Raw genomic sequence first — 11305 nt, 5'->3', positions numbered from 1 at the left:
GAAGCCCAAGTTGCGCTGTGTCCTCCTCGGTGGACTGCCGCTTGCCGGCTTCGCCGAAGAGCACGCGCTGCGCGCGATGGGGGGCGTGGGGTGGGGTGTGGGCTGGGTGTGGGTGGTCTGGCGTAGGTGGTCTGGTGGGGTGGGTGCCCGATTAGTCCAGATCGGGGTCACCAGGGAGAATGACCTCCACCGGGTGAACAACAGGAGGTCGTGTGGGTGGTGTGACGGCCTTCCTCGGCATCGGCGCCGCGGTTCTGCTGCTCTCCGTCATCGCGGTGCGGGTGTCGATTCGGCTTGGTCTGCCCTCGCTCCTGCTCTACCTCGGCATCGGTGTGTTGCTGGGGGAATCGGTGCTTGGCATCCAGTTCGACGATGCCGACCTCACGCGGTCGTTGGGGACGGCCGCGCTGGTGTTGATCCTCACCGAAGGTGGGTTGACCACTCGGTGGACTGCTGTGAAACCCGCGCTGGGGCTGGGGATCGCACTGTCCACAGTGTCCGTCGGGGTGAGCATCGGGGTCACGGGCTTTGCGTTGCACGAGCTGCTCGGGCTGGACTGGCGGACTGCCCTGCTGTGGGGAGCGGTGCTGTCGTCTACCGATGCGGCGGCGGTGTTCAGTGTGTTGCGTGGGGTGGGGGTTGGTAAGCGGCTGGTTGGTGCGTTGGAGCTTGAGTCGGGGATCAACGACGCTCCGGTTTACCTTGCGGTTGTTCTGCTTGCCTCGCCTGACCCGGTTACGTGGACCGCGCCGCTGCTGATGGTCTACGAGCTCGCCGCTGGTGGTGCGATCGGCATCGCGTTGGGGTGGCTCGGTGGGGCCGGGTTGAGGCGGGCGGCGTTGCCTGCGACTGGTTTGTATCCCTTGGCCACGGTGGCGGTGTGTCTGCTGGCCTATACAGCGGGTGACCTGGCGCATGCGTCTGGGTTCCTTGCCGTCTACACGGCTGCGTTGGTGTTGGGTAACGCTCGGCTGCCGCACCGGGCGGACACGTTGTCCTTCGCCGAAGGGCTGGGGTGGATCGCCCAGATCGGGCTGTTCGTGCTGTTGGGGCTGTACGCCTCGCCCGGCCGGCTGCTGGAGGCGCTGGTGCCGGCGCTGGTGGCCGGGGGTGTGTTGGTGTTGTTGGCTCGGCCGTTGTCGGTGCTGTGTGCGGCGTTGCCGTTTCGGGTGCCTTGGCGGGAGCAGGTCTTCATTTCGTGGTCGGGGTTGCGTGGTGCGGTTCCGATTGTGTTTGCGCTGATCCCCTTGATCCAGAACGTTCCTGGTGCGCAAGATCTCGTGGACGCCGTGTTCGTGCTGGTCGTGGTGTTGACGGTGGTGCAGGGGAGCACTCTGCCGTGGCTGGCGCGGTGGTTGAAGCTGGAGAAGTCGGGGGAGGCGCGGGAGGTCCAGGTCGACTCGTCCGCGCTGGATGAACTGGGCGCGGAGTTGCTTCAGGTGCGCATCCAGCGGGGCTCGAAGCTGCACGGCGTCTACCTCAGTGAGCTGCGGTTGCCGGTGGGTGCGTCGGTGAGCCTGGTGGTGCGGGGTGACGAGGGGTTCACGCCGCAGGCCACGACCCGGCTCCAGGAGTACGACCAGATGCTGGTCGTCTGCACCGAGAGCGCTCGCACCGCCACCGAGCAGCGCATCCGCGCGGTGGACCGGGCCGGTCGGTACGCGCGCTGGAAGGGCGACACCGGGCTCCCATGATGTGAACGCGGCTCGACTCGTCGTCGGCGGTGGGTTAACGTCGAGGCAAGGTCATGAGTGCCAGCGCGAAGCTCGGGCTAGCTGGCCGGCAACCCTCCTACCGCGGTGGGGTGCCCCCGATGAGGACCTGGCCTGGCGCGAAGGGCGTCGGGCAAGCGCGGGCCTCCCTCGACGGCAGCGGAGTCCGCCTGGACCCCCACCGGAGGGTGTCGTGACCGTCGCAGTCCCCGGATCCATCGCCGCTCTGCCCCGTGTCGTCGGCGCGTCGCTGCGCGTGCCGCTGGTGACCGGCGAGCGCGTCGAGTACGCCAACCTCGACCACGCCGCCAGCGCACCCTGTCTGGAGCAGGTGCGTGACGCTGTGGACGAGCTGCTGCCCTGGTACGCGAGCGTGCACCGGGGTGCGGGCTTCGCGTCCCAGGTGTCCACGCGGGTCTACGAACAGGCCCGGGACTCCGTGCGCCGGTTTCTGGGAGCCCGCACCGGCGACACCGTCGTGTTCACCCGCAACACCACGGACGCGCTGAACCTGCTGGCCAGGAGCTTGCCGCGCAGGACGGCCGTGGTGCTGTTCGACACCGAGCACCACGCGGCCCTGCTGCCGTGGCGTGGCCCGCACGTGCGGCGGTTGCGCACGCCGTCCAGTGCCGGTGAGGCCGTGGTGGCGCTGGACCGGGCGTTGCGGGAGGCGCCGGTCGGGCCTCGGCTGGTCGTGGTGACCGGCGCGTCCAACGTGACCGGCGAGGTGTGGCCGGTGGCCGAACTGGCCGCCGTGGCCCGGCGGCACGGCGCGCGGATCGCCCTGGACGCCGCCCAGCTCGCCCCGCACCGGCCGGTGGACCTCAAGGCCTTGGACGTCGACTACGCCGTGCTGTCCGGGCACAAGATCTACGCGCCCTTCGGCGCGGGCGTGCTGGTCGGGCGTGCGGACTGGTTGCAGGCCGCCGAGCCGTACCTGGTGGGTGGCGGCGCGACGGCCCGGGTCAGCGACCACGGCGACCGGCTCGGCGTGGCCTGGTCGGCGGTGCCCGAGCGGCACGAGGCCGGGTCGCCCAACGTGGTCGGCGTGCACGCCCTGGCCGTGGCCTGCGACGTGCTGGGCAGGCACTGGGAGCAGACCGTGGCGCACGAGCGGGAGCTGCTGGCCCGGCTGCGCGCCGGCCTGGCGACCGTGCCGGGGATCTGCGAGCTGGCGCTGTTCGGGACCGAGCACGACCGGGTCGGCGTGGTGAGCTTCGTGGTGCGCGGGCAGGACGCCGGTTTCCTGGCCGCCGCGCTGTCCGCCGAGCACGGCATCGGCGTGCGGGACGGTGCGTTCTGCGCCCACGTCGCCGTGCACCGGCTGACCGACGGCAACCGGGCGCTGCGCGCGTCGCTGGGCCTGGGCACGACGGTCGAGCACGTGGACCGGCTGGTGGCCGCGCTGCGGTCGCTGGTGGTCGAGGGGCCGCGCTGGGAGTACGAGGTCGTGGACGGCCGCTGGACCCCGGTGGACGACCAGCGCCCGCTCCCGCCGTTCCTGCGCTGAGGCCATGCTGGACAATGGCCCGGTGAGCACCGAGTCCAACGCCGAACCCGCCGAGCCCGAGGAGGTCGAGCAGCCGCCGACCGCCGAGCGGGCCGAGAGCGCCGCGCAGCCGCTGCCCGAGAAGCGGGTGCTGCTGCTCGCGCTGATCGCGCCGGTGGTCTTCGCGCTGGACCTGGTGACCAAGGTCATCGCGGTCCAGCAGCTGGAAGGCGAACCGCCGATCGAGCTGATGGGCGGCCTGGTCCACCTGTCCTTCCTCCGCAACTCCGGCGCCGCGTTCGGCATGGCCGAGGGCTACACCGTGATCCTCGCGCTGATCGCGTGCGGCGTGGTCGGGTTCATCCTGTGGATCGCCCGCAAGCTGCGGTCCGTGGGGTGGGCGATCGGCCTCGGGCTGGTGCTGGGCGGCGCGCTGGGCAACCTCGCCGACCGGATCTTCCGGGGGCCGGGGCCGCTGCGCGGGCACGTCGTGGACTTCATCTCCGTGGTGGAGCCCTACGGGACGTTCTTCCCGGTGTTCAACGTGGCCGACTCCGCCATCTGCGTGGGCGGCGCGGTGATCGTGCTGATGGCGATCATGCAGCGCGACTACGACGGCACCCGCGTGGAGAAGAAGTCGCCGGAGAAGAAGGCATGAGCGGCTACCGCACGCTGCCCGTCCCCGACGGGCTCGACGGGATGCGCGTCGACGCCGGCCTGGCCAAGCTGCTGGGCCTGTCCCGCACCGCCGTCGCGGCGCTGACCGAGTCCGGGGACGTCGTGCTGGACGGGCGTCCGGCGGGCAAGTCCGACCGGCTGGTCGCGGGCGCGTGGCTGGAGGTCACCCTGCCCGAGCCGGAGCGGCCGGTGCAGGTCCAGGCCGTGCCGGTGGAGGGCCTGATCGTCCTGCACGAGGACGACGACGTGATCGTGGTGGACAAGCCGGTCGGCGTGGCCGTGCACCCCAGCCCGGGGTGGACCGGTCCCACGGTGGTCGGCGGCCTCGCGGCGGCGGGCGTGCGGATCGCCACGTCCGGCGCGGCCGAGCGGCAGGGCGTGGTGCACCGGCTCGACGTCGGCACCACCGGCGTGATGGTCGTCGCCAAGAGCGAGCACGCGTACTCGGCGCTCAAGCACGCATTCAAGGAGCGGACCGTCGAGAAGCTGTACCACGCGCTGGTGCAGGGCCACCCGGACCCGATCCGGGGCACCATCGACGCGCCCATCGACCGGCACCCCAAGCACGACTACAAGTTCGCCGTGATGGCCAACGGCAAGCCCAGCATCACCCACTACGAGGTGGCCGAGGCGTTCCGCGCCGCGTCGCTGCTGGACGTGCACCTGGAGACCGGGCGCACCCACCAGATCCGGGTGCACTTCTCGGCGCTGCGCCACCCGTGCGTGGGCGACCTGACCTACGGGGCGGACCCGGTGCTGGCCAAGCGGCTGGGCGTGACCCGGCAGTGGCTGCACGCCCGGACGCTCGGGTTCCACCACCCGGCGGACGGCCAGTGGGTCGAGTTCACCAGCGAGTACCCGGCGGACCTCGAAGGCGCGCTGGAGATCCTCCGCGCGGAGGGCTGACCTCCCCCGATCACCGCCTCCCGGCACAGGTCGCGTTCGCGTAACGTTCGGATCAACGGCCGGGACCACCAGGGGGAGGTACGTGTGGTGTCCACGCAGTACGGCGACGCCGATCTCACGCCGCCGCAGGGCTTCGCGCGTCCGGAGGACCCGGACGGCTTCACCGTGGCGCCGGCGGTGATCGGCGGCGACCTCCCCGAGCCCCCACCGGCTCCCGGCCCGGCCAACCCCGGCCCTGCACATGCAGGTCCGGAGCACGCCGGCCGTTACGCCGGTCCGGAGCAGGCGGGCAGGCCGTACCCCGGTCCGCAGCACGCCGGTCCTTATGCCGGTCCTGAGCACGCCGGCCAGCCGTACCCCGGCCAGCCCTACGGCGGTCCGCCTCCCGGGCCGCAGTCGGACCGGTCGGAGCCGCCCGCGAAGCGGTCGTTCCTGGGCAAACTGCTGCGCCGGAACGGGTGACCGGGCGCACCCCGGCGGCCGGCGGTTCGTCCACCACCCGGTAGCCGGCGATCGGAACCGGGGGGAGCGACCCATGAGGACCAGGCTGATCCTCCTGCTCGGCGCGCTGTGCCTGCTGGGGCCGCTGTCCATCGACACCAACCTGCCCGCGTTCCCGGCCATCGCCCGGGAGTTCGGCGCGACCGAGTCGCAGGTCCAGCTGTCGCTGACCACGTTCATCATCGGCATGTCGCTCGGCCAGCTGGTCGTGGGCACGCTGTCCGACTCGTGGGGACGCCGCCGTCCGCTGCTGTTCGGGGTCGTCCTGTACGTCGTGGTCTCGCTGGTGTGCGCGGTGGCGCCGTCGGCGGGGGCGCTCGCGGCGTTGCGGCTGGTGCAGGGGTTCGCCGTGGCGTTCGGGTTCGTGCTGGCCCTGGCGATCGCCCGGGACCGGTTCGAGGGGCTGGCGATGGCCCGGTTCATGTCGCTGCTGATGATGACCAACGGACTGGGACCGGTGTTGGCCCCCGTCCTGGGCGGGCAGCTCCTGCGGTTCACCACCTGGCGGGGCACGTTCGTCGCGCTGGCGCTGGTCGCGGTGGTGCTGCTGGTGGTGCTGGTGGTCGCCCTGCCGGAGACCCTGCCGCCGGAGCGCCGCAGGCCGGCCCACCTCTCGGCGACGACCCGGGCGTTCGGCGTGCTGCTGGCCGACCGGGTGTTCCTGGGCTACGCGCTGGCGTCGGCCCTGTCGCTGGGCGCGCTGTTCGGGTACGTGGCCGGGGCGTCGTTCGTCCTCCAGGGGGTGTTCGGCCTGACGCCGCAGCAGTTCAGCCTGGTGTTCGCGGCGAACAGCGTGGCGATCTTCCTGGCGGGCCTGCTGAACACCGCGCTGACCGGCCGGGTCGCGCCGAAAGCGCTGCTGTGGCTGGGACTGGGCATGGGCGCGGTGGGCGGTGTCGGTCTGCTGACCACCGGGTTGCTGGGCGGCGGACTGGTCGCGTTCCTGGTGCCGTTGTTCGTGGTCACCACCAGCGTCGGCGTGCTGACCCCGAACGCGGCGACCCTGGCGATGGCCCGGCACGCCGAGGCGGCGGGCAGCGCGTCGGCGGTGCTGGGGGTGACCAGGTTCGTGGTGGCCGGGTCGATGGCGCCGCTGGTGGGGGCGTTCGGGTCGGGCAGCACCCTGCCGATGGTCGTGGTGATGACGGCGTCGACCGTGCTGGCGCTGGTGGTCGGTGTGCTGCTGACCCGCGGCGACGCGGGCGTCACCCGCGAGACGGCGCTAGTCCTCGACGACCCAGACCAGGGTGTTGAGGTCGGTCTCCGGCCGTGAGCTCCAGCGGATCGAGGTGACCCGGGTGTTCTCCGGCAGGATGTAGACGGTGTGGCCGCCGGCGGTCTCGCCGGGCTGCACGCCGATCTTGTGCGGCGGGCGGGACGACAGCGAGACCGGGGCCTTGGTGACCGTTTCGCCCGTGTTGGTCATCAGGACCAGGTACATGTCCGGCAGCGCGTTGAAGGGCACCGTGCCGATGTTGTTCAGCTCCGTGTGCACCACGACCGCGCGCTCCCCGTCGGCGAGCTTGTAACCGGCCGCCGTGAACAGGAAGTCCGCCGGGTCGACCACCTCGACGAGCTGGATGGTGAACCGCGCGCCCTCCAGCCCCTCGGTTTCCAGGGTGCTGCCGATCTTGCCGGTGCGCGACCGCGGCGCGGGCGCCTGCTCGCCCCGCGCCCAGCTCGACGTCCCCGGCACGCCCCAGGTGTTCTGGGGTTCCTGGACCGGAACGGGGCCGGACTGGACGGGCACCGGGCCGGACTGGGCCGGGAACGGAACGCTGGGCGGTCCCTGGCGGTAGGGGCCGGAGGCGGTGCCCGGCTGCTGCGGGTACGGGCCGCTGGGCGTGCCCCGGGCCGCGCCCGTCGGACCGGCCGGGCCGGTGTAGTTGCCCCAGGCGACGCTGTTGGCGAGGGCCTTGCGGATGCCGTTGGGGTCGCACTCGACGCCCACCAGCAGGGGCAGGCCGCTGCCGGACAGGGTGATCAGCCGGGTGGCCGCCTCGCGCGGGTCCATCCCCAGTCTCGCGGCCAGCTCGTGCACGGCGGCACGGCCCATCTCGGCGAGCATGGCCAGGAGACGGGCGTCGACGGGATCCGGCGCTACCACACGGGGAACGCTACCCGTCCGACAAGATCCCCGCGCCATCGCCCCGCCGCCGATCACCGGATCGACCCATCGCACAGGCCCCGCGCGGCGGCCCCGCGACACCCCGGCGGGGGTCCCGGCGGCGGCCCGCGCGGTGGGTCAGAATCGTCTCGGCGAAGGGTCCCGGGCGGTGTGGCCGGCGGGTGCGGGAGATGTAGGGTCGGAGGCATCTTGCCCGTGCCTTCCCACCGGGCAGTCCCGATCTTCGAGGAGGCATGGTGGCGGACTCGTTTGTGCACCTCCACGTGCACACCGAGTACTCGATGCTCGACGGCGCGGCGAAGCTGAAGGACATGTTCGCCGAGTGCGAGCGCCTCGGCATGACCGCCGCCGCCATCACCGACCACGGCAACATGTACGGCGCCTACGACTTCTACAAGCAGGCGACGGCGGCCGGCATCAAGCCCGTGGTCGGGATCGAGGCCTACATGGCGCCCGACTCCCGGTTCAACAAGAAGCGCGTGCTGTGGGGCGACCCCGGCCAGAAGGCCGACGACGTCTCCGCCAGCGGCGCGTACACGCACCAGACGATCTGGGCCCGGAACAACGAGGGCCTGCACAACCTGATGAAGCTGTCCAGCCGCGCGTCCACCGAGGGCCAGCTGGGCAAGTGGCCGCGCATGGACGCCGAGCTGGTCGCCGAGCACTCGGCGGGCCTGATGGCGACCACCGGCTGCCCGTCGGGCGAGGTGCAGACCCGGTTGCGGCTGGGCCACGAGAAGGAAGCGCTGGAGGCCGCCGCCAAGTGGCGGGACATCTACGGCGCCGACAACTTCTTCGTCGAGCTCATGGACCACGGCATCGAGATCGAGAGCCGGGTCCGGGGCGGCCTGCTGGAGATCTCCAAGAAGCTGGCCATCCCGTTCGTCGTCACCAACGACAGCCACTACACCTACGCCGAGGACCGCGAGGCCCACGACGCGTTGCTGTGCGTGCAGACCGGCAAGACCCTCCAGGACCCGACCCGGTTCAAGTTCGACGGCTCGGGCTACTACCTGAAGTCGCCGGACGAGATGCGCGCGATCGACTCCTCCGACGCCTGGCAGGAGGGGTGCCGCAACACCCTGCTGGTGGCCGAGAAGGTCGACACCACCGGCATGTTCGCCTTCCAGAACCTCATGCCGCGCTACCCGGTCCCCGAGGGCATGACGGAGGCCGACTACTTCCGCGAGCAGGTTTGGGAGGGGATGCGCCGGAGGTTCCCCGAGGGCGTCGACGAGGTCCACCGCAAGCAGGTGGAGTTCGAGATCGGCGTCATCCTCCAGATGGGGTTCCCCTCGTACTTCCTGGTCGTGGCGGACTTCATCAACTGGGCCAAGGAGAACGGCATCCGCGTCGGCCCCGGTCGTGGTTCCGCCGCGGGCGCGCTGATCGCCTACGCGATGGGCATCACCGACCTCGACCCGTTGGCGCACGGCCTGATCTTCGAGCGGTTCCTCAACCCCGACCGCGTGTCCCCGCCCGACATCGACATCGACTTCGACGAGCGCCGGCGCGGTGACGTGATCCGGTACGTCACCGAGAAGTGGGGCCAGGACAAGGTCGCCCAGGTGATCACGTTCGGCACCATCAAGGCGAAGGCGGCCATCAAGGACTCCGCCCGCGTCCTGTACGGCCAGCCCGGCTACGCGGTCGCCGACCGCATCTCCAAGGCGATGCCGCCCGCCGTGATGGGCAAGGACATCCCGCTGTCCGGCGTGTTCGACCCGGCGCACAAGCGGTACTCCGAGGCCGCCGAGGTCCGCGCGCTGTACGAGACCGACCCGCAGGTCAAGGAGATCATCGACACCGGCCGCGGCCTGGAGGGCCTGATCCGCAACGCGGGCGTGCACGCCTGCGCGGTCATCATGTCCGCCGAACCGCTGATGGACCACATCCCGGTGTGGATGCGGCCCCAGGACGGCTCGATCATCACGCAGTTCGACTACCCGACCTGCGAGACGCTCGGCCTGCTCAAGATGGACTTCCTGGGCCTGAGCAACCTCACCACCATCGACGACGCCCTCAAGAACATCGCCCTCAACGGCAAGGGCCAGGTCGACATCACCCAGGTGCCCCTGGACGACAAGAAGACCTACGACCTGCTCGGCCGAGGCGACACCCTGGGCGTGTTCCAGCTCGACGGTGGCGCCCTGCGCGACCTGCTGCGCCTGATGCGCCCCGACAACTTCGAAGACGTCTCCGCCGTCATCGCCCTGTACCGACCGGGCCCGATGGGCGCGAACTCGCACACGAACTACGCGCTGCGCAAGAACAAGCAGCAGGAGATCGTGCCCATCCACAAGGAACTCGAAGAGCCCCTGGCCGAGATCCTGGACACGACCTACGGCCTGATCGTCTACCAGGAACAGGTCATGGCGATCGCGCGGAAGGTCGCGGGCTACTCGCTGGCCCAAGCGGACCTGCTCCGCCGCGCGATGGGCAAGAAGAAGAAGGAGATCCTCGACAAGGAGTTCGAGGGCTTCGAGAAGGGCATGCTGGACAACGGCTACTCGCCGGAGGCCATCAAGACCCTGTGGGACATCCTGGTCCCGTTCGCCGACTACGCGTTCAACAAGGCGCACTCCGCCGCCTACGGCCTGATCGCGTACTGGACCGCGTACCTGAAGGCGAACTTCCCCGGCGAGTACATGGCCGCCCTGCTCACGACCAACTCGGACAACAAGGACAAGTCGGCGATCTACCTCGCCGAATGCCGGCGCATGGGCATCACGGTGCTCCCGCCGGACGTCAACGAGTCGGAACGCGAGTTCGTCGCAGTCGGCGACGACATCCGCTTCGGCCTGGGCGCCATCCGCAACGTCGGCGCGAACGTCGTCGAGGCGATCATCAAGGCCCGCAAGGAGAAGGGGAAGTTCGTCGACTTCTCGGACTTCCTGCGCAAGGTCGACGCCACGGTCTGCAACAAGAAGGTCGTGGAATCCCTGATCAAGGCGGGGGCGTTCGACTCCCTGGGCCACCCGCGCAAGGGCCTGCACATGATCCACGTCGAAGCTGTCGACGCGATCATGGTCACGAAGAAGGAAGAGGCCCGAGGGCAGTTCGATCTTTTTGGTGATGGCGGCGGGGATGATGGTGTCGGAAGCGCCTTCGACGTCAAGATTCCTGACGAGCAGTGGGAGCCGAAGCACCAGCTGACGCTGGAGCGGGAAATGCTGGGCCTGTACGTTTCCGGCCACCCGCTTAATGGTGTCGAGCAGGTGCTGGAGTCGTATTCGGATGCTTCGATCGCTCGGATTCTTGAAGGTGATGTGCCGGACGGCACGCAGGTTACCTTGGGTGGAATTCTGGCGTCGGTGACACGGCGGGTGAACAAGAACGGCGAACCTTGGGCGTCGGCGCAGCTGGAAGACCTGGCTGGTGGGATCGAGGTTCTGTTCTTCCCCAAGAGTTACATGGTCCACGGGATGTCGGTGGCGGAGGACGCGATCGTCCTGGTCAAGGCTCGGGTGGCCAAGCGGGAGGACCGGATTTCGTTGATCGCCAACGACCTGGTCGTGCCTGACTTGTCGGAGCTGGGTGCGCAGGCGTTGAGGCTGAAGGTGCAGGCTTCGCGGTGCGATCCGAAGCTGGTGACCTCGCTGAAGGAGGTCTTGCGGGCGCATCCGGGGACCACTGAGGTGCACTTGAATTTGATCATCAACGCTAGTCGGAACACCGTGCTGAAGTTGGATGACGCGCTGCGGGTGAGTCCTACGCCGTCGTTGATGGGGGACTTGAAGGCCCTCCTCGGCCCAGGCTGCCTGGGCTAGACGGTCGCCGAACCGCCCTGGGCTTTCCACGCGCGCAGCGCGGTCTTCGCGCGCGGAGCGCGCGGTAGGTGTTACCTACAAGTGGAGGGCCTCGGTTCCCCCACCGTATGGCCTGCCCGAA

General features: G+C 70.1%; 8 protein-coding genes and 1 riboswitch. Of the genes, 7 read left to right on the top strand and 1 reads right to left on the bottom strand.

The genetic code is table 11. The features are described 5' to 3' along the window. Positions 1–212 precede the first annotated feature (212 nt). The 6 genes from WBN91_RS37250 (at position 213) to WBN91_RS37225 (ending at position 6559) form a co-directional block, all read left to right on the top strand. Positions 213–1694 (top strand): potassium/proton antiporter, encoded by a 1482-nt coding sequence (locus tag WBN91_RS37250; RefSeq protein WP_337728962.1) that lies wholly within the window; start codon positions 213–215, stop codon positions 1692–1694. 49 nt (positions 1695–1743) lie between these two features. Further along, a riboswitch (SAM riboswitch) is annotated at positions 1744–1858 on the top strand. Positions 1859–1905: 47 nt separating this feature from the next. Next, positions 1906–3222, top strand: a complete 1317-nt coding sequence (locus WBN91_RS37245) for an aminotransferase class V-fold PLP-dependent enzyme (RefSeq protein ID WP_337728963.1) — start codon at positions 1906–1908, stop codon at positions 3220–3222. A gap of 22 nt (positions 3223–3244) precedes the next feature. After that, a complete protein-coding gene (gene lspA / locus WBN91_RS37240; protein WP_337728964.1) occupies positions 3245–3859 on the top strand; it encodes a signal peptidase II in 615 nt (204 codons plus the stop codon). Next, complete coding sequence (locus tag WBN91_RS37235) at positions 3856–4785, top strand: RluA family pseudouridine synthase (RefSeq protein ID WP_337728965.1); 930 nt, start codon at positions 3856–3858, stop codon at positions 4783–4785. Before lspA ends, WBN91_RS37235 begins: the two co-directional genes overlap by 4 nt. An 87-nt stretch (positions 4786–4872) precedes the next feature. Further along, on the top strand, positions 4873–5247 hold the full coding sequence (locus WBN91_RS37230) for a hypothetical protein (protein ID WP_337728966.1): 375 nt from the start codon (positions 4873–4875) through the stop codon (positions 5245–5247). Positions 5248–5320: 73 nt separating this feature from the next. After that, complete coding sequence (locus WBN91_RS37225; RefSeq protein ID WP_337728967.1) at positions 5321–6559, top strand: multidrug effflux MFS transporter; 1239 nt, start codon at positions 5321–5323, stop codon at positions 6557–6559. Here the strand turns inward: WBN91_RS37225 and WBN91_RS37220 are convergent. Further along, entirely contained in the window at positions 6509–7393 is an 885-nt protein-coding gene (locus WBN91_RS37220) for an AsnC family protein (protein ID WP_337728968.1), read from the bottom strand. The two genes, WBN91_RS37225 and WBN91_RS37220, sit on opposite strands and share 51 nt — an antisense overlap. A gap of 254 nt (positions 7394–7647) precedes the next feature. Between WBN91_RS37220 and dnaE the strand changes: the two genes are divergently transcribed. Next, a complete protein-coding gene (dnaE, locus tag WBN91_RS37215) occupies positions 7648–11184 on the top strand; it encodes a DNA polymerase III subunit alpha (protein ID WP_337728969.1) in 3537 nt (1178 codons plus the stop codon). The last annotated feature ends 121 nt before the right edge of the window (positions 11185–11305 follow it).

The organism is Saccharothrix sp. CCNWYY140 (assembly GCF_037401995.1).
Lineage (GTDB): Bacteria > Actinomycetota > Actinomycetes > Mycobacteriales > Pseudonocardiaceae > Actinosynnema.
The sequence above is the reverse complement of the archived record's forward strand: the minus strand, read 5'-3'. Positions and strand labels throughout refer to the sequence as shown.

Bases quoted from the DNA above. Each gene is read 5' to 3' on its own strand.
- dnaE (WP_337728969.1), top strand. From the start codon at position 7,648: ATGGTGGCGGACTCGTTTGTGCACCTCCACGTGCACACCGAGTACTCG.
- WBN91_RS37225 (WP_337728967.1), top strand. From the start codon at position 5,321: ATGAGGACCAGGCTGATCCTCCTGCTCGGCGCGCTGTGCCTGCTGGGG.
- WBN91_RS37235 (WP_337728965.1), top strand. From the start codon at position 3,856: ATGAGCGGCTACCGCACGCTGCCCGTCCCCGACGGGCTCGACGGGATG.